The organism is Acidovorax sp., assembly GCF_047607405.1.
Classification (GTDB): Bacteria; Pseudomonadota; Gammaproteobacteria; order Burkholderiales; family Burkholderiaceae_C; genus Acidovorax.
Window position 1 is genome coordinate 32,223 of sequence record NZ_JASGDA010000131.1, and the last position, 25,907, is coordinate 58,129.

Below are 25,907 nucleotides of genomic sequence, written 5' to 3' on the forward strand. Positions count from 1 at the left end.
ATGACTTCCAATTTCCGCCATGTCGCGCTCATAGGCAAGTACCAGGCTTCATCGGCTGGGCCTGCGGGCGAGAGCCCGCGCAAGGCACTGGAAGACATCGCCCATTTCATGGAGCGGCAGGGCTGCGAGGTGGTGCTGGAAGCAGAGACCGCCAGCAACACCGGCATGACGCACTACCCCACCCTGAACGTGGATGGCATAGGCCGCGAATGCGACCTGGGGCTGGTGGTGGGCGGCGACGGCACCATGCTCGGCATCGGTCGTCGGCTGGCGCGGTTCGGCACGCCGCTGATCGGCATCAACCAGGGGCGGCTGGGCTTCATCACCGACATTCCGTTCGACGCCTACCAGGCCACGCTGCCGCCCATGCTCCGCGGCGAGTACGAAGAAGACCTGCGGCCGCTGATGCACGCCACCGTGGTGCGCGACGACCGGGTGGTCTTCGAGGCCCTGGCGATGAACGACGTGGTCGTGAACCGCGGCGCCACGTCGGGCATGGTGGAGCTGCGGGTGGAAGTGGGCGGGCAGCTCGTCGCCAACCAGCGCGCCGACGGCCTCATCATCGCCTCGCCTACGGGCTCCACGGCGTACTCGCTGTCGGCGGGCGGGCCCATGCTCCACCCGTCCATTCCGGGCTGGGTGCTGGTGCCCATCGCGCCGCACACGCTGTCCAACCGGCCCATCGTGCTGTCCGACGCGACGGAAGTGGCGGTGGAAGTGGTCAGCGGCAGGGATGTCAGCGCGAACTTCGACATGCAGTCCCTGGCCTCGCTGCTGCACGGCGACCGCATTCTCGTCAAGCGCTCGGAGCACTGCGTGCGCTTTCTGCACCCCCGGGGCTGGAACTACTTTGCCACCCTGCGCAAGAAGCTGCGCTGGAACGAAGGGGGCTCTTGACATGGCGCTTAGGCGGATCACCCTGCGTGATTTTGTGATCGTCCAGGCGCTGGATCTGGAGCTGAGCCCGGGCTTCACGGTGCTGACCGGGGAGACGGGCGCGGGCAAGTCGATCCTGATCGACGCGCTGCAGCTCATCCTGGGCGCGCGCGCGGACGCAGGCGTGGTGCGCGAAGGCGCATCCAGAGCGGACCTGAGCGCCGAGTTCGACTGCCCCGCCCACATCCACCCCTTGCTGGACGAGGCCGGGTTCGAGGCCAACGACCAGTTGCTGCTGCGCCGCACGGTGGACGCGCAGGGCAAGAGCCGCGCATGGGTCAACGGCGCGCCCGCCACCGCCACCCAGTTGCGCGCCCTGGGCGACCTGCTGCTGGACATCCACGGCCAGCACGCATGGCAGAGCCTGACCCGGCCCGATTCGGTGCGCGAGCTGCTCGACGCCTACGCCGGGCTGCGCGCCACGGACATCGCCCAGGCATGGGCGCAATGGCGCGCCGACCAGAAGGCGCTGCAGCAGGCGCGCCAGGACCAGGCCACCTTGCAGCAGGAGCGCGAGCGCCTGCAGTGGCAGATCGGCGAAGTGGACAAGCTGGCCCCCGGCGAGGGCGAGTGGGACGAGCTGGAAGCCCAGCACAAGCGCCTGTCGCACGCGCAGGCCCTGCTCGACGGCGCGCAGGGCGCGCTGAGCGCGCTGCAGGACGACGACGCCGGAGCGCTGGCGGGCCTCGCCCGCGCGCACGCGCTGCTGCAGGAGCAGGAGCACATCGAGCCCGAATTCGCCAGCCTGGCCGACGTGCTGTCGTCCAGCCTCGCGCAGGCCAGCGACGCCGCCCACTCCATCCAGCAGTACCTGCGGCATGCCGAGATCGACCCGCAGCGCCTGTCGGAACTCGACGCTCGCATTGCCCTGTGGATGACCCTGGCGCGCCGGTACCGGCGCACGCCGGCAGAGCTGCCCTCGCTGCTCCAGGGCTGGACGGACGAGCTGCGCCGCCTGGACGCAGCCGCAGACCTCGCCCAGCTGGAAGCCGCCGAAGCCGCCAGCGCCAAGGCGTACCACGCAGCCGCCCGCACCCTGTCGCAAGCGCGCGCCAAGGCGGCGCCCAAACTGTCCGCCGCCATCACGCAGGCCATGCAGGGGCTGGGCATGGAAGGCGGCCGGTTCGAAGTCTCCGTCAGCAAGCTGGCCGAGCCCGCATCGCACGGCATGGACGACGTGGCCTTCCTGGTGGCGGGCCACCCCGGGATGACGCCCAAGCCCGTTGGCAAGGTCGCGTCCGGCGGGGAGCTGTCCCGCATCGCGCTGGCGATCTCGGTGACCACCAGCGAGCTGGGCGCCGCGCCCACCCTCATCTTCGACGAGGTGGACTCCGGCGTCGGCGGCGCGGTGGCGGAAACCGTGGGCCGCCTCATGCAGCAACTGGGCAACGACCGCCAGGTGCTGGCCGTCACCCACCTGCCCCAGGTGGCGGCCTGCGCGCACCACCACCTCCAGGTCGCCAAGCGCCGCAGCGCCGAAGGCACCACCAGCACCGTGCTGGCGGTGGAAGGCGCGCCGCGCGTCGCGGAAATCGCCCGGATGCTGGGCGGCGAGAAGTCCACGGAGACCACGCTCGCCCACGCCCGCGAGATGCTCGGCCTGGCCGAGGCCGCCACGCAGGGGGGCCGCTAGATGGCGCTGGAGATCGTGCTGATCACCGGCATGTCGGGCTCGGGCAAGTCCGTGGCCCTGCATGCACTGGAAGACGCGGGCTACTACTGCGTGGACAACCTGCCGCCCGAGCTGCTGCCCGCCTTCGTGGCGCTGGAGCACCGCCACCACGGCCACCGCCTGGCCATCGCCATGGACGTGCGCAGCGCCACGTCGCTGCACCAGGTGCCCCAGGAGCTGACCCGCCTGCGCGGCGAGGGCGTGGCCGTGCATTCGATCTTCCTGGACGCCACCACCGACACCCTGGTGCGGCGCTTCTCAGAGACGCGGCGCCGCCACCCCTTGTCGCACACCGACCTGCAGCAGGGACGCCAGGCCCTGGTGCAGACCATCGAGGTGGAGCGCGAGCTGCTGGCGCAGTTGCGCGAGCAATCCCACGTCATCGACACCAGCGCCATCCGCGCCTCGCAACTGCAAAGCTACGTCAAGAGCCTGATGGCGACGGCGGCCCAGGGGCAGCTCACGCTGGTGTTCCAGTCCTTCGCGTTCAAGCGCGGCATTCCCATGGATGCGGACTACGTGTTCGACGTGCGCATGCTGCCCAACCCGCATTACGAGCCCGCGCTGCGCGACCTGACGGGGCTGGACGAACCCGTGGCGCAGTTCCTGCGCCAGCAGCCCGAGGTGGCGCTGATGCAGGCGCACATTGCGCAGTTCCTCACGCACTGGCTGGACATGCTGGACCGCAACCACCGCAGCTACGTCACCGTCGCCATCGGCTGCACGGGTGGGCAGCACCGCTCGGTCTATCTGGCGGAACGCCTGGCCGACGCGTTTGGCGACCGCTGGACGACCCTGCGCAGGCACCGCGAACTCGACGGCAAATAAGCTGAAATACTATTGTTTTGATAGCTGCATGCGCTTATCCAGTAAGCGCTAGAGGCCAATTTGACTCATATTTCTATCAAGGCCGTGCCATGGTCGCATCCAGCAACTTGCGGATGGGCGCGGGCAGGCCGACGGCGCCCCACTGGTGCGCGCCGAACCAGGCGCCCTCTTCCAGAGGCTTTTCCAGCACCGCCCCGGAAACCAGCACGGGGTGCAGGTGCAAATCCCTGTGCGTCAGCACGTGTACGAAAGGCTGCAGCTCGTTGACGGCCAGGCCGGACGCGGGCCCGAGCGCCGCCACGCACCGCTGCAGGTCCGCGTGGTCGGCAAACACCGGGACGCAGTGCATGCCCGCCCAGATGCCGCTCGGGGGGCGTTTTTGCAGCCACGCCTGCCCCTGCGCGTTCTTCAGCACCAGCAGTTGCCACGCCTCCGCCTTGCGCGACAGCTTGCGCGTCTTGACCGGGTAGCGCTGCGGGTCGCCGTCCCTGAAAGCCTTGCAGTCCTCATGGAGCGGGCACTTGCTGCACTGCGGCGCGCGGGGCGTACACAGGGCCGCGCCCAGGTCCATGAGGCCCTGGGTGTAGCGCGGCATGGCGCTGTCCAGGTCATCACGCGGCAGCAGCTCCTGCGCCTGCTCCCACAGCAGGCGTTCGTTGCGGGCCTGCGCCAGGTCGGCGTCGAAGCCCAGCAGGCGCGTCAGCACCCGGCGGACGTTGGCGTCCAGGATGGGCACGCGCTCGGAGAAGCAGAACGCGGCGATCGCCCCCGCCGTGGAACGGCCGATGCCCGGCAGGGTCGCCAGCACCTCGGCCGTGCGCGGAAACACGCCGCCGTGCTCCGCCACCACCTGCTGGGCGCAGCGGTGCAGGTTGCGGGCGCGGGTGTAGTAGCCCAGCCCGCTCCACAGCCCCAGTACCTCGTCCTGCGGCGCCTCGGCCAAGGCCTGCACGTCAGGGAACCGCGCGAGAAAGCGCGTGTAGTAGTCCAGCACCGTGGCGACCTGGGTCTGCTGCAGCATGATCTCCGACAGCCATACGCGGTAGGGGTCGCGGGTCTGCTGCCAGGGCAGGTGGTTGCGGCCATGGGCGGCCTGCCAGGCGACCACCCGGGCGGCGGCGCTCTCCTGCACCGACCGCTTCATGCCGACGGCAGAGGCAGCCTGTCCGTCGGGGCCCATTCGGGCGGCGCCACCAGCTTGGCGGTCAGTTCATGGAGCTTGCGCTCCAGCTGCATCAGCTCGTCCTCGCCCGCCTCGATCTCCGCGATGCGCTCGTCCAGGCCGCTGGCGGCATGCTGGATGCGGTCCACCGCCTCGATGCGGCGCGAGAAGCTGCGGCGCCGCTCGCGCAGTTGCGCATCCAGTTGCGCGGTGGCCGACTTGCTCCACAGCTCCAGGTCGTTCGCGGCGGACTCATAGACGGTGCGCAGGCGCATCGCCATGGCCCGCACCAGGCGCTCGGCGAACTCGGGCTGGGCCAGCTTCAGCGCATTGCCCACGCCCAGGTACTGCAGGTGGCTTTGCTCGATCTGGTTCAGGTCGTGCGTGAAGTGCTCCAGTTGCGGCGGCTGCGGCACCTGCAGCGAGAAGCCGAACTCGGCATTCAGCTGCCGGAAGGTGCCGCCCAGCATGGCCTGTATCTCGGTGCCCGAAGCCTGGGCCTTGTCCAGCGTGCCGCGCAGCCTGTCGAAGGTCTGCAGGTAGATCTTCTTCACGCCCAGCTTCAGGCCCTTTTGCTGCAGCGTCTGCGCCAGCTCCGACAGTTCGGCCTTGAGGGCCTTGGCGCCCAGTTGCTGGAACACGTCGCGCAGCAGCTTCAGGTGAACGGCGCGCACGGCCTGGATCTTGGCCGTGCTCAGGTCGAACTCGCGCTGCTCCTGCTCGATGCGGTGGCGCATGGCCTCGATCACCGACACATTCTTGCCGCGCAGGCTGCGCAGCTCGGCCATCTGGTCGTCCAGGTCGCGGTGGCGGATGTTGATGACGCGCGAGGTCTCGCTGCGCAGGCTGGCGACGCCGTGGGCCACCGTCGCCCGCAAAATGGACTGCCGCCTCCCCATGATGCCCCGGGCCAGCGCTTCTTCCAGCACCGGCAGGCCGCTGGTTTCGAGCAGCAGGTCATCGGCGGTGATCTTGGCGACCAGGCCCTTCTGCGCGGACACGGGCACCACGCGGTCCAGCGGCACGCCCAGCATGTCTGCGGAGGTGCGGCACTGGCGTTCCATCTGGGCCTGCACCTGATCGGCGGAGTTGAGCGCATCCCACAGCGTGTCGATCTTGTTGAGCACCACTAGGCGCGCATCCATGCTGTCGGGCGAGATCGCCAAGTGCTCGCGCCAGATGGACAGGTCCGAGCGCGTCACGCCCGTGTCGGCGCTCAGGATGAAAACCACCGCGTGCGCCTGCGGGATCAGGTTGACGGTCAGCTCGGGCTCCGCGCCCACGGCGTTCAGGCCCGGCGTGTCCAGGATCACCAGGCCCTGCTTGAGCAGCGGGTGCGGTATGTTGATAAGGGCGTGGCGCCACATGGGCACTTCCACCAGGCCCTGTGAATCGGGCACGGGGTTTTCGTCGGCCAGGTCGTCGTGCCAGAAGCCTAGCGCGCGGGCATCGGCCACGCTGACCTTGCGCACTTCGGCGACTTTTTCGAGCGCCTTGGCGATCTGGTCCGCGTCATGCACGTCCAGGGGAATCTCCTGCCAGCGTTCGGGTCGCAGCCGCCATTCGGCCAGGCTCTGCGCCTGCAGCCGGGTCTCGATGGGCAGCAGGCGCAGGCTGGGGGCGACGGCGGCGTCGTACCCCAGCTCGGTGGGGCACATGGTGGTGCGCCCGGCGCTCGCGGGCATGATGCGCCGCCCGTAGCCGGCGAAGAAGATGGCGTTGATCAGCTCCGACTTGCCACGCGAGAACTCGGCCACGAACGCCACCATGACCTTGTCGCTGCGAACCTGCTCTTCAAGCCTGTGCAGGCGCTCCTGCACGGCCGCATCCATGAGCTCGTGCGAGGACATCCAGTCGGCCAGCCGCTTGAGCTGCAGGGCGAAGTCCCGCCGCCAGACGCCGTGCTGGTCGAACTGCTCGTTGAATGAAGGTCCCACTTTGCTCCCAAACGTGTCTAGAGGCGGCCTACGGCGGAGCAGGCATGCACAAAATATAGCATCGACCGTCCGTAGCGCCCGCAATTCGCGCGGCGCGGCGGCTCAGGCGCGCTGGCACCCCGGGCAGAAGTAACTGCTGCGCTGCCCCTGGCGCAGCAGCCGGATCGGCGCACCGCACACATGGCAGGGCGCGCCGTCGCGGCCATAGACCCTGGCTTGGGTCTGGAAGTGCCCGGCCATGCCGTCCGCGCTGGAGAAGTCGCGCAGCGTGCTCCCGCCCAGTTCCACGGCCCGGGCCAGCACCGTCTGGATCGCGGCATGCAGCTTGCGCACCCGGGCGGGCCCGATGCGCGAAGCAACTGCGGTGGGCCGGATGCCTGCCAGGAACAGCACTTCCGACGCATAGATGTTGCCCACGCCCACGACCAGGCGACCGCCCAGCAGCAGTTGCTTGATCGGCATGCGGCTTTTCTTGAGCCCATCCTGGAAGGCTGCCAGGGAGAACGACTCCGACAAGGGCTCCATGCCCAGCCCGCCCAGGAGCTTGACCGCCACCGGGTCCTCTTCGCCACGGGCATACACCACCGCGCCGAACCGGCGCGGGTCGTGGAGCCGCAGCGTGCCCCGGTCGGTCGCCAGGTCGAAATGGTCGTGCGCGCCCGCAGGCGGCAGCCCGTGGGCGAAGCGCAGGCTGCCCGACATGCCCAGGTGCAACAGCAGCAGCCCGCCGCTGGTGTCGGCCAGCAGGTACTTGCCCCGGCGGCGCAGGCCCAGCACCTGCTGGCCCACCAGCAACTGCGGCTCGCAGCCCAGCGGCCAGCGCAGGGGCTTGCCCAGCGCCACGGACTCGATGCGCGCGCCCGAAATGGCCTGCGCAAAGCTGCGGCGGGTCACTTCCACTTCGGGCAACTCAGGCATGGAAACGGGCGGGCGATGGCTTCACGGGCATGGATTATTATGGCCCGATGGTGCTATTTCACAGCCTCCGGACCGCCGCATGCGCCACCGCGATCGCAGTGGCGGCCTGCCCCGCTTGGGCGCAATCTTCCGGCGGCAGCGATGCCCCCGCCGCCAAGGCCAGCGAGCCCGTGGTGGAGTCCAACCCCGCCCTGGATGCGGAGTTGTTCTACGAAATCCTCCTGGGCGAAGTCAGCGCCCGCACCGGAGACCCGGGCGCAGGCTATGCTTTCATGCTCGAAGCCGCCCGCCGCAGCGGGGACGGGCAGCTCTACCAGAGGGCCGCCGACATCGCCCTGCAGGCCCGCTCCGGCGACTACGCCCTGGCGGCCGCCAAGGCCTGGAAAGAAGCGCAGCCCGACTCCCGCGAAGCCAACCGCTACGTGCTGCAGATCCTCATCGCGCTGAACCGGATCGGTGAAACGCCCGCCCTGCTGCGCCAGGAACTGGCCCAGTCCCCGCCCCGCACCAAGGCCGCCACGCTGGCGGCGCTGCCCCAGATGTACGGTCGCGCCAGCGACAAGGCACTGGCGGCCAAGGTGGTCGAGACCGCCCTCGTGGACGAACTGGCCCACCCTGCCACTGGCCCCGTTGCGTGGGTGTCGCTGGGTCGCCTGCGCCTGGCCGCAGGCGAAAAGGCAGGCGCCCTGGACGCCGCACGCCGCGCCCAGACGCTGGACGACGCCAGCGAACCCGCAGCGCAGCTCGCCCTGGAGCTGCTGGAAGACGGCACGCCCGAGGCCGAGCCGCTGGTCACCCAGGCGCTCGCCAGGCAGCCCGTTCCCGAGTTGCGGATGGCCTATGCGCGCGTACTGCTCGGCCTGCAGCGCTACCCGGAAGCCAGCCGCCAACTGGCAGCCGCCACCAAAGAAAAGCCCGACCTCTTGGAAGCCTGGCTGGTGCTGGCCACGCTGCAGCTGCAGGACAACCGCCTGCCCGAGGCGGAATCGGCCCTGCAACGCTTCATGGAGCTGGCAGCCGCCGCCCCGAACGAGGAAGTACGCCAGCGCGCGCAGACGCAGGGCTACCTGCTGCACGCCCAGATCGCCGAGAAGAAGCAGGACTATGCCGGGGCGGAAAACTGGCTCAAGCGCATCGCCAACGCGGAGGAAGTCCTTGGCGCCCAGCTCCGCCGCGCCTCGCTGCTGGCGCGCCAAGGCAAGGTGGCGCAAGCGCGCGCCCTGCTGCGCAGCCTGCCTGGCACATCCGCCGACGACAGGCGCATGAAGCTACAGGCCGAGGTGCAACTGCTGCGTGATCTGCGCTTGTACCAAGAGGCTTACGAGGTACAAGCCGAACTCGTGGCCCTTGCACCGGGCGATACCGAGCTGATCTACGACCAGGCCATGCTGGCCGAAAAGGCGGGCCGCCCCGATGCCATGGAGCAACTGCTGCGGCAGGTCATCGCGCAAAAGCCCGACCACTACCACGCGTACAACGCGCTCGGCTACGCGCTCGCGGAACGCGGTGTGCGACTGTCCGAGGCCCGGCAGCTCATCCTGAAGGCGCTGGAATTCGCCCCCGCCGACCCCTTCATCACCGACAGCCTGGGCTGGGTGGAATTCCGCATGGGCAACGCTGCGGAAGCACGGCGGCACCTGGAAGCCGCCTACAAGGCGCGGCCCGACGTGGAGATCGCGGCGCACCTGGGCGAAGTGCTCTGGAGCCAGGGCAACAAGGAAGCCGCCCTGCGGATCTGGAAGGAAGGCCAGCGCGTGAACCCGGACAACGAGACCTTGAAGGAGACGTTGACCCGCCTCGGAGCCAAGCCTTGATGCGCACCCTGCGGGTCCGGCTGGCGGGCTGGCTGGCGATCACCATTTGCGCACTGTGGCTGGCGGGCTGCGCCCAGCCCCAGGCCAGGCCCCACGCCGAGGAAGACGCCTGGAGCGGTCGCCTCGCGCTGCAGGTCGAGGGCCAGGCATCGCAATCCTTTTCCGCCCTGTTCGAGCTGCGGGGCACTGCGCGCAGCGGCGGCCTGGTGCTGCTCAGTCCCCTGGGCAACCAGCTCGCCCAGCTCGATTGGCAGCACGGGCATGCGCAACTGACGACATCGCAGGAGACCCGCACGTCCGACTCGCTCGATGCCTTGTTGCAGGACGTGACCGGCACCCGCATCCCCGTCGCCGCGCTGTTTCATTGGCTCCAGGGCACGCAGGCCACGGTACCCGGCTGGCGGGCCGACCTGTCGGGGCTGGCCGACGGCAGGCTCATCGCGCACCGCGACGACCCCGTGCCGCAGGCCACGCTGCGCATCGCCCTGACCCGCTGAACGGATATGCAAGCCCTGTACGACGTACCGGCGCCGGCCAAGCTCAACCTTTTCCTGCACATCACGGGTCGGCGCCCCGACGGCTACCACCAGCTCCAGTCGGTGTTCATGCTGATCGACTGGTGCGACACGCTGCATTTCGAGCGCCACACGGCCAGCGACGAAGTCACGCGCGAAGACCTTGGCACCGCCCTGCCCGCCGTGGACCTCACCATGAAGGCCGCGCGCGCGCTGCAGCAGGCCACGGGCTGCACCCTGGGCGCGCGCATCGGCGTACACAAAAGCATTCCCGCACAGGCGGGCATGGGCGGCGGCTCGTCGGACGCGGCGACCACGCTGCTCGCGCTGAACCGGCTCTGGGGCCTGAACCTGCCGCGTGCCGCGCTGGAGAAGATCGGCCTCGCGCTGGGGGCAGACGTGCCGTTCTTTTTGCGTGGACGCAACGCCTGGGTCGAAGGAATCGGTGAGAAAATCACGCCGCTTGAGAAAGAGCGTCAGCCGCCGCCAACGCGGTTCGCCGTGGTGAAGCCCGCCGCAGGCCTGGAGACGAAAGCAATTTTTTCCGATCCTGGTTTGAAACGCGATTCGGATAGTGCTACAATCTTAGGCTTTGCTGCAGCACACTTCGATTTCGGTCGAAACGACTTGCAGCCTGTTGCCCAGGCGCTTTGCCCCGAGGTGACCGAAGCCATTGAATGGCTCGGGTCACGCGGATTGCAGGCCCGGATGACGGGTTCGGGGAGTGCGGTGTTTGCGCAAATGCTGCATGCCGTGGACCTGGATGGAGCCCCGCCGGGCTGGCAGGTCAGGGCATGCGACAACCTGATGATCCACCCTCTTGCGGGTTGGGCATTGGGCGAGAATTGAGGTGGTTTGCCTTGCGGCAATCAACCTGTGTAGGGGAGTCGCCAAGCTGGTTAAGGCACCGGATTTTGATTCCGGCATGCGAAGGTTCGAATCCTTCTTCCCCTGCCAAATGTCATGACTTGCGCAAAGCGGGTTCCGGCAAGACGCCTGCCCTGCAAGAACCGCCGCTTGTGCATCCTTGTTTGCGTAAGTCTTGTATCTTTCAGGCTTTAAATTCAGTCAGACCGCTGGGACTCTCATGCAAGCCAACCACACCGACTTCATGGTTTTCACCGGCAATGCCAATCCCGGCATGGCGGCTGAAATCGCCCAGCACCTCGGCACCCCCCTCGGCGCAGCCAATGTAGGCCGCTTCTCCGACGGCGAAGTCACCGTGGAGATCAAGCAGAACGTGCGTGCGCGCGACGTGTTCGTGGTGCAGTCCACCTGCGCGCCCACCAACGAGAACCTGATGGAGTTGCTGATCATGGTGGACGCGCTCAAGCGCGCCTCGGCCGAGCGCATCAGCGCCGTGATCCCCTACTTCGGCTACGCCCGCCAGGACCGCCGCCCGCGCTCCACGCGCGTGCCGATCACCGCCAAGGTGGTCGCCAACATGCTGCAGGCCGTGGGCGTGGCCAGTGTGCTGACCATGGACCTGCACGCCGACCAGATCCAGGGGTTCTTCGACATCCCGGTGGACAACATCTATGCATCCCCCGTGCTGCTGGGCGACCTGCGCCAGAAGAACTATGACGACCTGATCGTCGTCAGCCCCGACGTGGGCGGCGTGGTGCGCGCCCGTGCGCTCGCCAAGCAGCTCAACTGCGACCTCGCCATCATCGACAAGCGCCGCCCCAGGGCCAACGTGTCCGAGGTGATGCACGTCATCGGCGAGATCGAAGGCCGCAACTGCGTGATCATGGACGACATGATCGACACCGCCGGTACGCTGGTGAAGGCCGCCGAGGTGCTGAAGGAGCGCGGCGCCAAGAAGGTGTACGCCTACTGCACCCACCCCATTTTTTCGGGTCCCGCCATCGACCGCATCGCCCAGGGTTCGGCCCTGGACGAGGTGGTGGTGACCAACACCATCCCCCTGAGCGACAACGCCAAGGGATGCGCCAAGATTCGCCAGTTGTCCGTGGCGCCGCTGATCGCAGAGACGATCCAGCGCATTGCCAGGGGCGATTCGGTGATGAGCCTGTTCTCGGACCAGGAAAACCTTTTCTGACCGTTCGGGAGCAGCACCAAGCAGGCCCGCCCAGCGGGCCTTTTTCACCACAGGGGACGGCTGGTCGCGGTCGCCTCTTATCAGGAGCTAGTTATGCAATTCGTCGCTTTTGAGCGCGCCAAGCAGGGTACGGGTGCGAGCCGCCGTCTGCGCAATTCGGGCAAGACGCCCGGTGTCGTCTATGGCGGTGCCGCCGAGCCCCAACTGATCGAGATCGACCACAACGCACTGTGGCACGCCCTCAAGAAGGAAGCCTTCCACTCCAGCGTGCTGGACATGGAAGTGGCTGGCAAGACCAGCAAGGTCGTGCTGCGCGATGCGCAATACCACCCCTACAAGCCCCAGGTGCTGCACGTGGACTTCCAGCGCGTGGACGAGAAGACCCGCCTGCACCTGAAGGTGCCGCTGCACTTCAGCGGCGCCGAGGAATCGCCCGCCGTGAAGGTGGACAAGTGCATGGTCAACCCCGTCGTCAACGAACTGGACGTGACCTGCCTGCCCTCCGACCTGCCCGAGTTCATCACCGTGGACCTGTCCAAGCTGGAAAAGGGCGTCTCCCTGCACCTGAAGGACATCAAGCTGCCCAGGGGCGTGACCCCCGTGCTGCGTGGCGGCCAGACGCGCGCCAACCCGGTGCTGGTGTCCGTGGTGGCCCCCGAAGTGGTGGTCGAGACGCCTGCCGAGGCGGCTCCTGCTGCGGACGCCAAGGGCAAGGGCAAGGGCAAGAAGTAATTCCCGCCTTGTTTTTGCACAACCAGACAGCCCACTTCGGTGGGCTTTTTTGCGCCTGAAATAATCGCAACCCATGATCAAACTCTTCGTCGGCCTGGGCAACCCCGGCCCGGATTACGAGGCGACGCGCCACAACGCGGGCTTCTGGTTCATCGACGCGCTGGCGCGCGAACTCAAAGCCACGCTGGTGCCCGAGCGCAGCTACTGGGGCCTGGCCGCGCGGGTGAACGTGCAGGGCCAGAGCGTGTGGCTGCTGGAGCCGCAGACCTTCATGAACCTCTCGGGCAAGTCCGTCGCGGCGCTGGCGCGCTTCTTCAAGATCGCGCCCGATGAAATCCTCGTCGCCCACGACGAGCTGGACATGCCGCCCGGCCAGGTCAAGCTCAAGCGCGGCGGCGGCCATGGCGGGCACAACGGCCTGCGCGACATCCACGCGCAGCTTGGCTCGGCCGACTACTGGCGCCTGCGCATCGGCATCGGCCACCCGGGCGTGAAGGCCGAGGTGATCCACTGGGTGCTGAAAAAACCCGCGCCCGACCAGCGCGTGCTGATCGAAGACGGCATCGCGCACGCGCTCAAGGCGCGCGATGCGCTGCTCGCGGGCGACATGGACAAGGCCACGCTGCTCATCCACACCACCAAGCCGCCCCGGCCCAAGCCGCCGCGCCCGGTGGAAGACTGATTACTATTGATTTGCTAGCTGCTTGCGCTTGTCCAGCAAGCGCTAGAGGCCAAAAACACTGATATTTTCAGGCCGACGTGGCCGCCTGCAGGCGCTGGAATTTCTGCCACAGCGTCTCCCGCGTTTCGGCGTGCTGCGGGTTCACGGGGATGCAGGCCACGGGGCAGATCGCCACGCACTGGGGCTCGTCGAAGTGGCCCACGCATTCGGTGCATTTGCCGGGTTCGATCTCGTAGTGCTCCTGGCCCAGGTAGATGGCCTGGTTGGGGCATTCTGGCTCGCACACGTCGCAGTTGATGCACTCCTCGGTGATCATCAGTGCCATGCGGGTTCCTCGGCAGCGTTCATGGCCCGGATTATGCGGTTTTGCCGGTATGCTGGCATTCCATGGGCCTGTTCTTCCTCAAGCGCTTCATCACCCTGCTGGCTACGCTGGTCGGCGCGTCCATCGTCGTCTTCCTGGTGCTGGAGATTCTGCCGGGCAACGCCGCGCAAATCCTGATGGGGCCCGATGCCTCCCCCGACGCCGTGGCCGCGCTGGCCGCCAAGCTGGGGCTGGACCAGCCTGCCGCCACGCGCTACTGGCAGTGGGTGAGCGGCCTGGTGGTGGGCGACATGGGCGAGAGCTACGCCTACAGCTCGCCCGTGCTCGACCTGGTGCTGGAGCGCCTGGCGCTCACCGTGCCGCTGGCGCTGATGGCCATGGCCATCACCACCGTGCTGGCGTTGGCGGCGGGCGTCTATGCGGCGGCGCGGCACAACAGGCTGGGTGACGTGGGCGTGATGGGCCTCGCGCAGATCGGCATCGCCATTCCCAACTTCTGGTTCGCCATCCTGTTGATATTGCTGTTCTCGGTGAAGCTGCAGTGGTTCTCGGCTGGGGGCTTTCCGGGCTGGACGGAAGACGCGGGCGGCAGCCCGCTCGAAGCGCTGAAGGCGTTGCTGCTGCCCGCCATTGCGCTGGCCGTGGTGCAGGCGGCCATCCTGGCGCGCATCACGCGCTCGGCGGTGCTCGAAGTGCTGCGCGAGGACTTCGTGCGCACCGCGCGCGCCAAGGGCCTGTCGCAGCGCGCCGCGCTCTGGGGCCACGTGCTGCGCAACGCGATGATCCCGGTCGTCACCGTCATGGGGCTGCAGTTCGCCAACCTGCTGGCGGGCACCATCGTGGTGGAGAACGTGTTCTACCTGCCGGGCCTGGGGCGGCTGATCTTCCAGTCCATCGCCAACCGCGACCTGATCGTGGTGCGCAACTGCGTGATGCTGCTGGCTGCCATGGTGGTGGTCGTGAACTTCGTGGTGGACCTGCTGTACGCCGTGATCGACCCGCGCGTGAAAGCCAGCGACATCTGATCCACCCATCCATGAACGCCGCCGCACTCCCTACTTCCTCGCCGCCCGGCTGGTGGCACCGCGCGCTGCGCCACCGCAGCTTCGTCATCGGCGCCGTGCTGTCGCTGCTGCTGGTGCTGGCCGCCCTGCTCTCGTTCGTGTGGACGCCCTGGTCGCCCTACGAGATGGACCTGGCCAACAAGCTGGCCGCCCCTTCCGGCACGCACTGGCTGGGCACGGACGCCTTCGGGCGCGACGTGGCCTCGCTGCTGCTGGTGGGCGCGCGCAACTCCATCCTGGTGGGGGTGATTGCGGTGGGCATCGGCCTGTCCATCGGCACGGCGCTGGGCCTGCTGGCCGCCGCCAAGCGCGGCTGGGTCGAAGAACTCATCATGCGGCTGGCGGACTTCACCTTCGCCTTCCCGGCCATCCTGTCGGCCATCATGATGACGGCGGTGTTCGGCGCGGGCATCGTCAACTCCATCATCGCCATCGGCATCTTCAACATTCCCACGTTTGCCCGCGTCACGCGCGCCTCGGCCAACGCCGTGTGGGGGCGCGAATACATCATGGCCGCGCGCGCCTGCGGCAAGGGCGGCTGGCGCATCACCGTCGAGCACGTGCTGCCCAACATTTTGTCGGTGCTGATCGTGCAGGCCACCATCCAGTTCGCCATCGCCATCCTGGCCGAGGCGGCGCTGTCGTACCTGGGCCTGGGCACGCAGCCGCCGCAGCCCTCGTGGGGGCGCATGCTGAGCGAGGCGCAGACGCTCATGTTCCAGGCGCCGCTGCTGGCCGTGTGGCCCGGCGTGGCGATCGCGCTGGCCGTGCTGGGGCTGAACCTGCTGGGCGACGGCCTGCGCGACCTGCTGGACCCGCGCCTTTCGAGGAAGCGCTGATGACCACCCTGCTTGAAGTGACCGACCTGCGCATCCGCCTGCAAACCCATCGCGGCCCGGCGGATGCCGTGCGCGGCGTCAGCTTTGGTCTGGCACGCGGCGAAACCCTGGGCCTGATCGGCGAATCGGGCTGCGGCAAGTCCATCACCGCCATGTCGCTCATGGGCCTGCTGCCCGAGAGCGCCGAGGTGAGCGGCAGCATCCGCTTCGACGGCGAAGAGCTGGTGGGCCGCACCGACGCGCAGATGTGCGCCCTGCGCGGCAACCGCATCGGCATGGTGTTCCAGGAGCCGATGACGGCGCTGAACCCCGTACACACCGTCGGTCGCCAGGTGGCGGAGCCCTTGCGCCGCCACCGGGGCATGCCCGCCGCGCAGGCACGGCAGGAGGCGATTGCGCTGCTCGACCGCGTGGGCATCCCCAGCGCGGCGCAGCGCATCGACGCCTACCCGCACCAGTTCTCGGGCGGGCAGCGCCAGCGCATCACCATCGCCATGGCGCTGGCCTGCGGGCCGGACCTGCTGATCGCGGACGAGCCCACCACGGCCCTGGACGTGACCATCCAGCAGCAGATCCTGGACCTCATCAGCGACCTGGTGGCCGAGCGCAACATGGCCATGATCCTCATCTCGCACGACCTGGGCGTGATCTCGCAGAACGTGGACCGCATGATGGTGATGTACGGCGGCACGGTGGTGGAGAGCGGCTCGACCGCCAGCGTCTTCTCCGCCATGGCCCACCCCTACACGCGCGGCCTGTTCGCGGCGCGCCCGCACCTGGGCGTGCGCAGCGGGCGTCTGTCCACCATCCCCGGCACGGTGCCCGAGCTGGTGGATTTGCCTGCGGGCTGCCCCTTTGCCGGGCGCTGCGGCTACACGGTGGATGCCTGCCGCAGCGAGCCGCCCCCCACCGTGCAGGTGGCCGCCGACCATGCCGTGCGCTGCCTGCGCCCGGAGGCCATGGCATGAGCGACCTGCTGCAAGTACAAGACCTGGTGCGCGAGTACGCGCTGCCGCGCGAGCACCTGTTCAAGCCCCCGGGCAAGGTGCATGCGCTCAACGGCGTCAGCCTCTCGATCACCACGGGCCGCAGCCTGGGCGTGGTGGGCGAATCGGGCTCGGGCAAGTCCACGCTGGCCCGCCTGGTGATGGCGCTGGACGTGCCCACGTCCGGCAGCGTCCATCTGCTGGGCCGCGACCTGCACCAGCTGCCGCCCGCCGAACTGCGCGCGGCGCGGCGCGACTTTCAGATGGTGTTCCAGGACCCCTACGGCTCGCTGGACCCGCGCCAGACGGTGGAGCGCATCGTTACCGAGCCACTTCAAGCGCAGACTCAGGCCCAGGGCCAGGCCACCCGCGCCGAACAACGCGAGCGGGCCGCCGAGGTGCTGTCGCAGGTGGGCCTGCGCACCAGCGACCTGGGCAAGTACCCGCACGAATTCTCCGGCGGCCAGCGCCAGCGCATCGCCATCGCGCGCGCTCTCATCACGCGCCCGCGCCTGATCGTGGCCGACGAGCCCGTGAGCGCGCTCGACGTATCGGTGCAGGCCCAGGTGCTCAATCTCATGCAGGACTTGCAGCAGCAATTCGGCATCACCTACATGCTCATCAGCCACGACCTGGCCGTGGTCAACCACCTGTGCGACGAGGTGGTGGTGCTGTACCAGGGCCGCATCGTGGAGCGCGGCGCGCCCGCCGAGCTGTTCAGCCACGCGCAGCACCCGTACACGCAGGCGCTGGTGGGCGCCGTGCCGCAGGTGCAGCCGGGGCGGGCGCGGGCGCGGCGGGCTGCCGCGAAAGCCGCATAAGCTCATTCGCCCGCGATGGTGTAAAAAGCCTTGTTCGTTTTTTTCTGGAGACTCCCACCATGACGCTGAACCGCCGCACCGTCCTCGCCACTGGCGCCATCGCCGCCGTGCCCCTGTCCACCCCGTTCGGCGCGCTCGCGCAAGGCCGCAAGGACGCCGTGACGCTGGCGATGACGCTGGAGCCGCCGGGCCTGGACCCCACGGCGGGCGCCGCGTCCGCCATCGCGGAGGTCGTGCAGTACAACATCTTCGAGACGCTCACCAAGATCAACCCCGACGGCAGCGTCTCGCCCCTGCTGGCCGAGAGCTGGGAAGTCTCGCCCGACCTCAAGACCTACACCTTCAAGCTGCGCCGGGGCGTGAAGTTCAGCAACGGCGAGCCCTTCAACGCCGCCACCGTCAAGTTCTCGTTCGACCGCGCGGGCGCCGAAAAAAGCACCAACAAGGACAAGCGTACCTTTGCCGCCCTCACCACCCAGGTGGTGGACGACTACACCGTGGTACTGCTCAACAAGGAGATCGACCCCGACCTGCTGTTCCTGCTGGGCCAGGCCACGGCCATCATCGTGGAACCCAAGAGCGCCGACACCAACGCCAACAAGCCCGTGGGCACCGGCCCCTACCAGCTCAACGCCTGGAACAAGGGTTCGTCCGTGGTGCTGACGGCCTGGCCGGGGTTCCGCGCCCCGGCGTCCATCAAGATCAAGCGCGCCACGTTCCGCTTCATCTCCGACCCCGCCGCCCAGGTGGCCGCCCTGCTGGCGGGCGACGTGGACGCCTTCCCCCGCGTCACGCCGCGCAGCGTGGCGCAGTTCAAGGCCAACCCGCGCTTCCAGGTGGTGGTGAGCGGCTCGCGCGCCAAGACCATCCTCGCGATCAACAACGCCAAGAAGCCCCTGGACGACGTGCGCGTGCGCCGCGCCATCGCCGCCGCCGTGGACCGCAAGGCCGTCATCGAAGGCGCGGCGGACGGCTACGGCGCGCCCATCGGCAGCCACTACGTGCCCGGCGCTTTCGGCTACGTGGACACCACCGGCATCAACCCCTACGACCCCGAAAAGGCCAAGCGCCTGCTGGCCGAGGCGGGCGTCAAGACCCCGCTGGAGCTGACCATGACGCTGCCGCCCACGCCCTACGCCCGCCAGGGCGGCGAGGTGATCGCGGCGCAACTGGCCAAGGTGGGCATCGTCGCCAAGCTGCAGAACGTGGAATGGGCGCAGTGGATGTCCAACACCTACGGCGGCCCCCACAACTACGACCTGACCATCATCAGCCACGTGGAGCCGTTCGACCTGGTCAACTTCACCAAGCCCGACTACTACTGGGGCTACAAGTCGGCCAAGTTCAACGAACTGTTCGACCAGCTCAAGAACGCCGCCCGCCCCGCCGACCGCGCCCGCCTGCTGGGCGAGGCGCAGCGCCTGCTGGCGACCGACGCGGTACACGCCTTCCTGTACTCCAACCAGTGGATCACGGTGGCGAACAAGGGCCTCAAGGGGCTGTGGAAGGACTTCCCGGTGTTCGTGAACGACCTGTCCACGCTGTCCTGGTCCTGACGTTTACGCAGGAGCGATGTGCTCCTGAAACAATAGCTGCCAGTGCTTACCCCATAAGCGCTGGCAGCCTTTTTTGCTTATAAACCTTCATGACTGCCGCCCTGCACGACCTGCCTGCCCAAGAACTCCTGGCCGCCTACCGCGCGCGCGCGCTTTCCCCCGTCGAGGTCACGCAGGCCGTGCTGGCGCACATCGAGCGCTGGGAGCCGCACATAAAGGCCACCTACCTGCTGCGGCCCGAGGCCGCGCTGGCCCAGGCCCGCGCCAGCGAAGCGCGCTGGCTGCGCGGTGCGCCGCAGGGACTGCTGGACGGCGTGCCGAGCACCATCAAGGAAAACATCGCCACGCAGGGCGACCCCACGCCGCTGGGCACCGCCGCCGTCGAGCTGGTGCCCGCAGCGGCAGACGCGCCGCCCGCTGCCCGCATGCGCGAATCCGGCGCCGTCATCGTCGCCAAGACCACCATGCCGGACTACGGCATGCTGTCCTCGGGCCTGTCGAGCTTCCACCCCCTGTCGCGCAACCCGTGGGACGTGAGCAAAGGCCCCGGCGGCTCCAGCGCGGGCGGCGGCGCGGCGGCGGCGGCGGGCTACGGGCCGCTGCACATCGGCACCGACATCGGCGGATCGCTGCGCCTGCCCGCCAGCTGGTGCGGCATCTTCAGCCTGAAGCCCAGCCTGGGCCGCATCCCCATCGACCCGCCCTACACGGGCCGTGCCGCAGGCCCCATGACGCGCACCGTGGCCGACGCCGCGCTGATGATGCAGGTGCTCAGCCAGCCCGACGCGCGCGACAGCATGAGCCTGCCCGCACAGGACATCGCCTGGGGCGACTTCGACCAGGGCGTGGAGCGCCTGCGCGGCCTCAGGATCGGCCTGCTGCTCGACGCGGGCTGCGGCTTGCCCGTGGAGCCCGAGGTGAAGGCCGCCGTGGAGCGCGCCGCGCGCCTGATGGAGGGCGCGGGCGCCATCGTCGAACCCATGCGCCCCTTCATGACCCAGGCCATGCTCGACGGCATGGACCACTTCTGGCGCATGCGCTCGCACATCGACCTGCTGGCCCTGCCTGCGGAGCGCCGCGCCAGGGTGCTGCCCTACATCCGCGCCTGGGCCGACAGCGCCGCGGGCCTGAGCGGCACCGAGGTCTTCAACGCCAGCCACCAGTTCCACCTGACGCGCGTGGCCACCGTGCGCGCGTGCAGCGCGTTCGACTACGTGATCTCGCCCGTGGCGCCCAACGTGGCCTTCCAGGCCGAGCTGCCCTCGCCCACCAACGACCCACTGCGCCCGCTGGAGCACATCGGCTTTACCGTGCCGTTCAACATGTCGGAGCAGCCCGCAGCGTCCGTCAACTGCGGCTACACCGCCAGCGGCCTGCCCATCGGCCTGCAGATCGCCGGGCCGCGCTTCGACGACCTGGGCGTGCTGCAAGTGGCCCGCGCCTTCGAGCGGGTCCGCGGCCCGCAGCGCCCCTGGCCCACGCCCCCGCAGGTGTGAGGAAACGCATGGACGTTCTGATCCTCGCCATCTTCATCGCCACCGGCATCTACCTGCTCAACGCCAAGGCGCAGCGCCGCCGCATCGCGCTGCTGGGCCGGTATCTCGCGCCCTACCAGATCGAAAAGCTCATGCAGACGCTGACCGACGGCTACCTGCGCGCCCTGGGCGAGGCCACCGACGAGCGGCGCGACCAGGTCTGGAGCCTGCTGGGCAGCACCGAAGCGCAGCTCACCGACCAGTTCAGCCGCTTCGCCGCCGACTTCGCCAGGGTGGACGACGCCGACGCGCGCGTCAGCCGCCTGGCCGTGGCGCTGCCGTTCGCCGAGAAAGTCCTGCCCGCCCTCAGCTTCGACATGCGCCGCGCCCTGGCCATCCACGCGCGCGGCATCGCCCACGTGGCGCAGAACACCAGCCACCTGGCGCCCAAGGACAGGGCTTTCATGATGACGGCCGAGCTGCTCCTGATGCAGCACACCTGCCACTGGTACTGCAAGTCCAGAACCATCGCCACCGCCCGCATGCTGGCGCGCCACCAGACGCCGCACGCGCAGTTGATCGACTCCGTGTCCCCCGAAACACGCAGCGCCTACCTGGCGCTCATCCGGGGATGACCACCGACAGCCTGGGCAACCCCATCACCCTGCTGCACGGCGCGGGCAGCGCGGCAGCGGTCAACGACTTCGTCGAAGGCTTCATCGCCTGCGAGGCCCGTGCCGTCAACGTGCTGGCCGTCGCGCAGGACACCAGCCCCATCGTGCAGGCGTGCTGCGCCGCGCTGCACATGTTCGCCGAATCCGGCGACGCCCCGCGCAACGCCCGCCCCTTCATCACACAAGCCCAGGCCACCCGAGCCACCGAGCGCGAACAGCGCTTCGTCGCCGCCGTCGCCGCCTGGGTGGATGGCGACCTGCCCCGCGCCATCGCCCTGCACGAGGAACAAGCCCGCCTGCACCCGCGCGACCTGGCCTCGCTCAAGCTCGGCCAGTACCACCTGTTCAACCGGGGCGACTCCCCCGGCATGCTGCGCCTGGCCCTGCACGCGCAACAGGCCGCCGCCGACGTGCCCTACCTGCACGGCATGCTGGCCTTCGGCTACGAGCAATGCCACTTTCTGCCGCAGGCCGAAGCCGCCGCACGCCACGCCATCACCCTGCGCCGCAAGGAGCCCTGGGCCCACCACGCGCTGGCCCACGTCCTGCTGACCCAGGGCCGCATCGCCGAAGGTGCCGTCTTTATGGCCGGTGTGAGCGATACCTGGACGGGCCTGAACTCCTTCATGCTCACGCACAACTGGTGGCACCAGGCGCTGTTCCTGCTGGAGCAGGACCGCCACGCCGAAGTCCTGCGCCTGTACGACAGCCAGGTGTGGGGCGTGGTCAAGGAATACACGCAGGACCAGATCGGCGCCGTCTCGCTGCTCGCCCGGCTGGAACTGGCAGGCGTGGATGTCGGCAACCGCTGGGCCGACGTGGCCGACCACCTGGCCCTGCGCCTGGCCGACCACGTGCTGCCCTTTCTGGACCTGCAGTACCTCTATGGCCTGGCCCGCGCGGGCCGCGCCGACGCCGCGCAAACGCTGCTGCACAACATCGAGGCCCACGCCGCCACCCGCACCGAGGCCCACGAGCGCACCGTGTGGCGAGACGTGTGCGTCCCCGCCGCCCACGGCCTGCTGGCACACGCCCAGGGCGACTGGGCCAGCGCGGCGCGCCACCTGGGCGCAGCGCTGCCGCGCATGGTGGAGATCGGCGGCAGCCACGCGCAGCGCGACCTGTTCCACCAGGTCTGGCTGGATGCCCTGCAGCGCAACGGCCAGTGGGCGGCGGCGCAGAACCTGCTGCAGCCGCTCGCCAATGCGCAGCCCGAGTCGCTGCGGCTGGCGCGGATGGCGGCAAGCGCCAATGCGGCACTGGGGTTGTCGGCTCGGGCACAAGATGCCCTCTCTTCTCCATGGCACTCCATGGCGACGGCTGGACGCTGACCGGCGCCAAGGTATTGCGACACATTACTTGTCGCGATACAGTGTTTTCGCGACACATTATTTGTCGCGATACTGCCAACCTGCCCTGACACGTACTCGCCCATGCCCCGCCTCGCTTCGCCACAAGAACTGGACGCCATCGCCGCATTGATCGCGGCGGCGGGGCCTGACGGCCTGGGCATCGATGCCATTTCACGCCAGATGGGCAACACCATGCAGCGCCGCACCCTGCAACGGCGGCTGGGCATGCTGGCTGCACAGGGGCGCATCCAGATGCAGGGCGGGGCGCGCTCGGTGCGCTACCTGCCGACTGCAGCGGCCCCCTCCCCAGGCCCCGCTGCGACGGTTCACTATGTGCCTCTGCTATCTGCCGAGGCACAGGAGGTCCGCGCCTACGTCACCCAGCCGCGCCAGCTTCGCCGCCCGGCGGGGTACCAAGTGGAGTTCTTGCAGCAGTACCACCCCAACCAGACGGCCTACCTGCCGCCGGGCCTGCGGGAGCAGTTGCATGCGCTGGGGCGCCCGCCTGCGGAGCGGACGCCTGCTGGCACCTTTGCCCAGGGCATTCTCAACCGCCTGCTGATCGACCTGTCCTGGGCTTCGTCGCACCTCGAAGGCAATACCTACAGCCAGCTCGACACCGAGCGGCTGATCGAACACGGCCAGGCCGCCGAGGGCAAGAATGCGCTGGAGACGCAGATGATCCTGAACCACAAGCAGGCCATCGAATACCTGGTACACGACCCCGAGCATGCGCGCGTGGACACCGGCACGCTCATCGCGCTGCACGCCTTCCTGGCCGACGGACTGATGGCCGACCCGGCGGCGGTGGGCCGCATCCGCCGCCGGGCGGTGGAGATAGGCGGCAGCGTGTACCTGCCCCTGGCGCTGCCCCAGCGGCTGGAAGAGTTGTTCGGCATCACGGTGCAGATGGCGGCGGAGATTGCCGACCCGTTCGAGCAGGCGTTCTTTTTGATGGTGCACCTGCCCTACCTGCAGCCGTTCGAGGACGTGAACAAGCGCGTGTCCCGCATCGCGGCCAACATCCCGTTCATACGCCACAACCTGTGCCCGCTGTCGTTCATCGACGTGCCGCAGCAAGCCTATGTGGACGCGATGCTGGGGGTGTACGAGCTGAACCGGGTGGACTTGCTGCGCGACGTGTTCGTCTGGGCCTACGAGCGGTCGTGCCAGCAGTACGTGGCCGTCAAGCAGGGCCTGGTGCCGCCCGACACCTTCCGCCTGCGCCACCGGCAGGCGCTGGCCGCCGTGGTGGCTGCCATCGTGCGGGCGGATGAAGACGCCGCGCCGCAGCGCATCGCGGGCCACGTTCCGCCCACGGTGCCTGCCGACGAGCAGGCCCGCTTCATCGAATTGGTGTTGAACGAGTTCAGCACGCTGCACGCAGGCAACGCCGTACGCTTTGGCATCCGCCCGCTGGAATGGGCGGCGTGGCAGGGCCGCCACCGCTGATCAGGCTCACCGCACCAGCAGCTTCTTCTGGTCATACACCGGCTGCGCAGGCAAATCCGCCAGGTGCCGCGTGTCGGCCCAGTCCAGCACCTCGACCGCATCACCGGCTATGCGCACGCGGTTCAGCCCCGCGTTGGGGATGTCGCTCTGGCGCGGGCCGTCCAGCCCCGTGCCGCGCGCGGTGCGCCACACCATGTCGAGCACGCCGCCATGGGTGACGACCATGACCGTCTTGCCCGCGTGCTGCCCTGCGATGCGGCGCATGGCGTCCATCACGCGGGCGTGGAACTGGCGCGTGGTTTCGCCGCCGGGCATGCCGGAGTCGGCCTCGAAGCGCAGCCAGCGCTCCCAGGCGTCGGCGTGGCCCGTCTTGATGTCTTCGACCCGCATGCCGTCCACGATGCCGAAGCTCTGCTCGCGCAGGCTGGCGTCGGTCAGCGTGTCGATGTGCAGGTGCGGGAACAGCACCTGCAGGCTGGGCGCGGCGGTCTGCCGGGCGCGGGTGAGGTCGCTGCAGACGAGGTGGTCCACCGCCAGCCGCTCAGCAGCCAGGCGCTCGGCCAGGCGGCGGGCCTGGGCGTGGCCTGTGGCGTTCAGGGGTACGTCCACGTGGCCCTGAAAGCGCAGCTCGCGGTTCCAGTCGGTCTCTCCGTGGCGGATGAGGATGAGTTCTGTCATACAAGCATTTTCGGCCTCTAGCGCTTATGCAGCAAGCGCTGGCAGCTATTATTTTTATAACAAAATCAGCGCATGGGGATGACGTACACCTTGGGCCGCCGCTGGCAGCCCGCGCCGTCGTAGGCGGCGCTGTCGCGCACCCAGCCGGGGCCGGGCGGTACCTGGGCGCAGACACGCGCGCCAGGCACCTTGCCGCGCCAGTAGTACCAGGGCGCGGGGGCGGCATGGGCCGCAAAGGCGGCCAGAAGCAGCGAGCAGCAGAAAACGGTGCGCATGGCCAGCATGCTACGCAGGCTGCGCCGACACGATCGCCGGAAAAGCAGGGTCACGCCCGGGCGGCTTGCATCACCCCAGCGCCAGCGCCGTCACGCCCGCCGCGATGCACAGCGCGCCCAGGATGCGCGCCACGCGGTCGCCCTCGCCCAGCAGGTGGCCGCCGATGAGGGCGGCGAACAGCATGGAGACCTCGCGCGCGGGCGCCACGTGCGACAGCGGCGCCTCGCGCATGGCGTACAGCACCAGCACGTAGGCCACGGGGCTGACCACCCCCACCAGCAGCGCAAAGCGCCACTGCGCCCGCCACAGCGCGCGGGCGGTGGGCAGGTCGCGCAGCACCACGGGCGCCAGCAGCCCCACGCGCAGCAGGTTGCCCATGTAGTCCACGAGGATGGGCGACATCAGCAGCGCCTTGACCGCGTAGCCGTCCACCACCGTGTAGCTGGCGATGAAGGCGCCGGTCATCAGCCCGTAGGCCATGCCTTTGTGAACCCTTTTGCGCGCCACCGGGTCGTGCGCCGCGCGCAGCAGCCCCGGCCCGCCCGCGATGAGGAACACGCCGCCCACCACGCCCGCCAGCCCCAAGGCGCCCAGCGCCGAGATGCGCTCGCCCAGCAGCGTGATGGCGACCAGCGACGACAGGAGCGGCCCCGAGCCGCGCGCCAACGGATAGACCACGGTCAAGTCCGCCTTGCGGTAGCCGCGCAGCAGCACCACGTAGTACAGCACGTGCAGCACGCCGCTGGCGGCGATGACGCCCCACTCCACCGCACCCCACTGCGGCACGGCGTCGCGCCCCAGCCACCAGCCCAGCGGCGCCCAGAACAGCATCATGAGCACCGAGGTGAAGAACGCGAAGCGCGCGTCGCCGCCCGCCTTCTTGGCGGCGATGTTCCAGCAGGCGTGGATCAGGCCCGCGAGGAGGATGAGGGCGAAAGCCTGGGCGCTCAATCAGGCCCGGCCAATGATGGACGCGGTGGCCATCAACTCCTCAAGCAGCGCGAACGAGACCTTGCCCGAGGCTGCGTAGGGATCGAACTCGGGCCGCTCGGAATACTTGAGCACGATGGAATGGTTGAGCTTGGCGAGGTTGACCTGGCCCATCGTCCAGCCGCCGAAGCGGCGCTCGGAGATTTCCTCGAACGCGAGCA

General features: G+C 68.8%; 25 protein-coding genes, 1 tRNA gene and 1 pseudogene. 19 read left to right on the top strand and 8 right to left on the bottom strand.

Features of this window, described 5'->3' with window-relative positions:
- Genes QM569_RS15760 through rapZ form a run of 3 tightly spaced genes read left to right on the top strand, consistent with a single transcriptional unit; the run spans window position 1 to window position 3,436 of the window.
- Window positions 1-897 carry an NAD kinase gene (locus tag QM569_RS15760; protein WP_414988183.1) on the top strand — a complete coding sequence of 299 codons (897 nt, stop codon included), beginning with the start codon at window positions 1-3 and terminating at the stop codon, window positions 895-897.
- Between the two features lies 1 nt (window position 898).
- The gene (recN, locus tag QM569_RS15765) at window positions 899-2,569 is read left to right on the top strand and encodes a DNA repair protein RecN (RefSeq protein WP_414988184.1); all 1,671 of its coding nucleotides are present in this window, start codon (window positions 899-901) and stop codon (window positions 2,567-2,569) included.
- Entirely contained in the window at window positions 2,570-3,436 is an 867-nt protein-coding gene (gene rapZ, locus QM569_RS15770; protein ID WP_414988185.1) for an RNase adapter RapZ, read from the top strand.
- Between the two features lie 76 nt (window positions 3,437-3,512).
- On the opposite strand, the gene mutY is transcribed toward rapZ, so the two are convergent.
- The 3 genes from mutY to mutM all read right to left on the bottom strand — a co-directional run bounded on the left by mutY (window position 3,513) and on the right by mutM (window position 7,453).
- Window positions 3,513-4,580 carry an A/G-specific adenine glycosylase gene (gene mutY, locus QM569_RS15775; protein ID WP_414988208.1) on the bottom strand — a complete coding sequence of 356 codons (1,068 nt, stop codon included), beginning with the start codon at window positions 4,578-4,580 and terminating at the stop codon, window positions 3,513-3,515.
- Window positions 4,577-6,535, bottom strand: coding sequence for a dynamin family protein (locus tag QM569_RS15780; RefSeq protein ID WP_414988186.1), 1,959 nt, complete (start codon window positions 6,533-6,535; stop codon window positions 4,577-4,579). The genes mutY and QM569_RS15780 overlap by 4 nt, the downstream gene beginning before the upstream one ends.
- A 102-nt stretch (window positions 6,536-6,637) precedes the next feature.
- Window positions 6,638-7,453, bottom strand: coding sequence for a bifunctional DNA-formamidopyrimidine glycosylase/DNA-(apurinic or apyrimidinic site) lyase (gene mutM / locus QM569_RS15785; protein ID WP_414988187.1), 816 nt, complete (start codon window positions 7,451-7,453; stop codon window positions 6,638-6,640).
- 29 nt (window positions 7,454-7,482) lie between these two features.
- On the opposite strand from mutM, the gene QM569_RS15790 reads away from it, so the two are divergent.
- The 7 genes from QM569_RS15790 (at window position 7,483) to pth (ending at window position 13,258) form a co-directional block, all read left to right on the top strand.
- Window positions 7,483-9,267 carry a tetratricopeptide repeat protein gene (locus tag QM569_RS15790; RefSeq protein WP_414988188.1) on the top strand — a complete coding sequence of 595 codons (1,785 nt, stop codon included), beginning with the start codon at window positions 7,483-7,485 and terminating at the stop codon, window positions 9,265-9,267.
- Window positions 9,267-9,764, top strand: a complete 498-nt coding sequence (locus QM569_RS15795; protein ID WP_414988209.1) for a lipoprotein insertase outer membrane protein LolB — start codon at window positions 9,267-9,269, stop codon at window positions 9,762-9,764. The genes QM569_RS15790 and QM569_RS15795 overlap by 1 nt, the downstream gene beginning before the upstream one ends.
- Before the next feature lie 6 nt (window positions 9,765-9,770).
- Window positions 9,771-10,631: a 4-(cytidine 5'-diphospho)-2-C-methyl-D-erythritol kinase gene (gene ispE, locus QM569_RS15800; RefSeq protein WP_414988189.1), complete on the top strand. Its 861-nt coding sequence runs from the start codon at window positions 9,771-9,773 to the stop codon at window positions 10,629-10,631.
- 31 nt (window positions 10,632-10,662) lie between these two features.
- Window positions 10,663-10,739 (top strand) — tRNA-Gln (locus tag QM569_RS15805).
- A gap of 130 nt (window positions 10,740-10,869) precedes the next feature.
- Window positions 10,870-11,844: a ribose-phosphate pyrophosphokinase gene (locus QM569_RS15810; RefSeq protein ID WP_414988190.1), complete on the top strand. Its 975-nt coding sequence runs from the start codon at window positions 10,870-10,872 to the stop codon at window positions 11,842-11,844.
- A gap of 93 nt (window positions 11,845-11,937) precedes the next feature.
- Window positions 11,938-12,576, top strand: coding sequence for a 50S ribosomal protein L25/general stress protein Ctc (locus QM569_RS15815; protein WP_414988191.1), 639 nt, complete (start codon window positions 11,938-11,940; stop codon window positions 12,574-12,576).
- A gap of 73 nt (window positions 12,577-12,649) precedes the next feature.
- The gene (gene pth, locus QM569_RS15820; RefSeq protein ID WP_414988192.1) at window positions 12,650-13,258 is read left to right on the top strand and encodes an aminoacyl-tRNA hydrolase; all 609 of its coding nucleotides are present in this window, start codon (window positions 12,650-12,652) and stop codon (window positions 13,256-13,258) included.
- 67 nt (window positions 13,259-13,325) lie between these two features.
- Here the strand turns inward: pth and QM569_RS15825 are convergent, their stop codons facing one another.
- Window positions 13,326-13,583, bottom strand: a complete 258-nt coding sequence (locus tag QM569_RS15825; RefSeq protein WP_414988193.1) for a YfhL family 4Fe-4S dicluster ferredoxin — start codon at window positions 13,581-13,583, stop codon at window positions 13,326-13,328.
- 62 nt (window positions 13,584-13,645) lie between these two features.
- On the opposite strand from QM569_RS15825, the gene QM569_RS15830 reads away from it, so the two are divergent.
- From QM569_RS15830 to QM569_RS15870, 9 genes are all read left to right on the top strand, one after another.
- Entirely contained in the window at window positions 13,646-14,608 is a 963-nt protein-coding gene (locus QM569_RS15830) for an ABC transporter permease (RefSeq protein WP_414988194.1), read from the top strand.
- Window positions 14,609-14,619: 11 nt separating this feature from the next.
- On the top strand, window positions 14,620-15,486 hold the full coding sequence (locus tag QM569_RS15835; protein WP_414988195.1) for an ABC transporter permease: 867 nt from the start codon (window positions 14,620-14,622) through the stop codon (window positions 15,484-15,486).
- Entirely contained in the window at window positions 15,486-16,454 is a 969-nt protein-coding gene (locus QM569_RS15840) for an ABC transporter ATP-binding protein (protein WP_414988196.1), read from the top strand. The genes QM569_RS15835 and QM569_RS15840 overlap by 1 nt, the downstream gene beginning before the upstream one ends.
- Window positions 16,451-17,293: an ATP-binding cassette domain-containing protein gene (locus tag QM569_RS15845; protein ID WP_414988197.1), complete on the top strand. Its 843-nt coding sequence runs from the start codon at window positions 16,451-16,453 to the stop codon at window positions 17,291-17,293. The genes QM569_RS15840 and QM569_RS15845 overlap by 4 nt, the downstream gene beginning before the upstream one ends.
- Window positions 17,294-17,352: 59 nt before the next feature.
- On the top strand, window positions 17,353-18,849 hold the full coding sequence (locus tag QM569_RS15850) for an ABC transporter substrate-binding protein (protein WP_414988198.1): 1,497 nt from the start codon (window positions 17,353-17,355) through the stop codon (window positions 18,847-18,849).
- Window positions 18,850-18,938: 89 nt separating this feature from the next.
- On the top strand, window positions 18,939-20,345 hold the full coding sequence (locus QM569_RS15855; RefSeq protein ID WP_414988199.1) for an amidase: 1,407 nt from the start codon (window positions 18,939-18,941) through the stop codon (window positions 20,343-20,345).
- An 8-nt stretch (window positions 20,346-20,353) separates the two neighbouring features.
- The gene (locus QM569_RS15860; RefSeq protein WP_414988200.1) at window positions 20,354-20,959 is read left to right on the top strand and encodes a hypothetical protein; all 606 of its coding nucleotides are present in this window, start codon (window positions 20,354-20,356) and stop codon (window positions 20,957-20,959) included.
- Entirely contained in the window at window positions 20,956-22,329 is a 1,374-nt protein-coding gene (locus QM569_RS15865) for a tetratricopeptide repeat protein (RefSeq protein WP_414988201.1), read from the top strand. Before QM569_RS15860 ends, QM569_RS15865 begins: the two co-directional genes overlap by 4 nt.
- Before the next feature lie 102 nt (window positions 22,330-22,431).
- Window positions 22,432-23,802 carry a Fic family protein gene (locus QM569_RS15870; protein WP_414988202.1) on the top strand — a complete coding sequence of 457 codons (1,371 nt, stop codon included), beginning with the start codon at window positions 22,432-22,434 and terminating at the stop codon, window positions 23,800-23,802.
- A 6-nt stretch (window positions 23,803-23,808) separates the two neighbouring features.
- Here QM569_RS15870 and QM569_RS15875 read toward each other — a convergent pair whose 3' ends face one another.
- From QM569_RS15875 to QM569_RS15890, 4 genes and pseudogenes are all read right to left on the bottom strand, one after another.
- Complete coding sequence (locus tag QM569_RS15875) at window positions 23,809-24,480, bottom strand: histidine phosphatase family protein (RefSeq protein WP_414988203.1); 672 nt, start codon at window positions 24,478-24,480, stop codon at window positions 23,809-23,811.
- 65 nt (window positions 24,481-24,545) lie between these two features.
- Window positions 24,546-24,755 carry a hypothetical protein gene (locus QM569_RS15880; protein ID WP_414988204.1) on the bottom strand — a complete coding sequence of 70 codons (210 nt, stop codon included), beginning with the start codon at window positions 24,753-24,755 and terminating at the stop codon, window positions 24,546-24,548.
- 70 nt (window positions 24,756-24,825) lie between these two features.
- Complete coding sequence (locus QM569_RS15885; protein WP_414988205.1) at window positions 24,826-25,707, bottom strand: EamA family transporter; 882 nt, start codon at window positions 25,705-25,707, stop codon at window positions 24,826-24,828.
- Window positions 25,708-25,907 (bottom strand): annotated as a pseudogene (locus QM569_RS15890) (blue light sensor protein); the annotation flags it as partial.

Bases quoted from the DNA above. Each gene is read 5' to 3' on its own strand.
- QM569_RS15760 (WP_414988183.1), top strand. From the start codon at position 1: ATGACTTCCAATTTCCGCCATGTCGCGCTCATAGGCAAGTACCAGGCT.
- recN (WP_414988184.1), top strand. From the start codon at position 899: ATGGCGCTTAGGCGGATCACCCTGCGTGATTTTGTGATCGTCCAGGCG.
- rapZ (WP_414988185.1), top strand. From the start codon at position 2,570: ATGGCGCTGGAGATCGTGCTGATCACCGGCATGTCGGGCTCGGGCAAG.
- mutY (WP_414988208.1), bottom strand. From the start codon at position 4,580: ATGAAGCGGTCGGTGCAGGAGAGCGCCGCCGCCCGGGTGGTCGCCTGG.
- mutM (WP_414988187.1), bottom strand. From the start codon at position 7,453: ATGCCTGAGTTGCCCGAAGTGGAAGTGACCCGCCGCAGCTTTGCGCAG.
- QM569_RS15790 (WP_414988188.1), top strand. From the start codon at position 7,483: ATGGATTATTATGGCCCGATGGTGCTATTTCACAGCCTCCGGACCGCC.
- QM569_RS15795 (WP_414988209.1), top strand. From the start codon at position 9,267: ATGCGCACCCTGCGGGTCCGGCTGGCGGGCTGGCTGGCGATCACCATT.
- ispE (WP_414988189.1), top strand. From the start codon at position 9,771: ATGCAAGCCCTGTACGACGTACCGGCGCCGGCCAAGCTCAACCTTTTC.
- QM569_RS15810 (WP_414988190.1), top strand. From the start codon at position 10,870: ATGCAAGCCAACCACACCGACTTCATGGTTTTCACCGGCAATGCCAAT.
- QM569_RS15815 (WP_414988191.1), top strand. From the start codon at position 11,938: ATGCAATTCGTCGCTTTTGAGCGCGCCAAGCAGGGTACGGGTGCGAGC.
- pth (WP_414988192.1), top strand. From the start codon at position 12,650: ATGATCAAACTCTTCGTCGGCCTGGGCAACCCCGGCCCGGATTACGAG.
- QM569_RS15825 (WP_414988193.1), bottom strand. From the start codon at position 13,583: ATGGCACTGATGATCACCGAGGAGTGCATCAACTGCGACGTGTGCGAG.
- QM569_RS15830 (WP_414988194.1), top strand. From the start codon at position 13,646: ATGGGCCTGTTCTTCCTCAAGCGCTTCATCACCCTGCTGGCTACGCTG.
- QM569_RS15835 (WP_414988195.1), top strand. From the start codon at position 14,620: ATGAACGCCGCCGCACTCCCTACTTCCTCGCCGCCCGGCTGGTGGCAC.
- QM569_RS15840 (WP_414988196.1), top strand. From the start codon at position 15,486: ATGACCACCCTGCTTGAAGTGACCGACCTGCGCATCCGCCTGCAAACC.
- QM569_RS15845 (WP_414988197.1), top strand. From the start codon at position 16,451: ATGAGCGACCTGCTGCAAGTACAAGACCTGGTGCGCGAGTACGCGCTG.
- QM569_RS15850 (WP_414988198.1), top strand. From the start codon at position 17,353: ATGACGCTGAACCGCCGCACCGTCCTCGCCACTGGCGCCATCGCCGCC.
- QM569_RS15855 (WP_414988199.1), top strand. From the start codon at position 18,939: ATGACTGCCGCCCTGCACGACCTGCCTGCCCAAGAACTCCTGGCCGCC.
- QM569_RS15860 (WP_414988200.1), top strand. From the start codon at position 20,354: ATGGACGTTCTGATCCTCGCCATCTTCATCGCCACCGGCATCTACCTG.
- QM569_RS15865 (WP_414988201.1), top strand. From the start codon at position 20,956: ATGACCACCGACAGCCTGGGCAACCCCATCACCCTGCTGCACGGCGCG.
- QM569_RS15870 (WP_414988202.1), top strand. From the start codon at position 22,432: ATGCCCCGCCTCGCTTCGCCACAAGAACTGGACGCCATCGCCGCATTG.
- QM569_RS15875 (WP_414988203.1), bottom strand. From the start codon at position 24,480: ATGACAGAACTCATCCTCATCCGCCACGGAGAGACCGACTGGAACCGC.
- QM569_RS15880 (WP_414988204.1), bottom strand. From the start codon at position 24,755: ATGCGCACCGTTTTCTGCTGCTCGCTGCTTCTGGCCGCCTTTGCGGCC.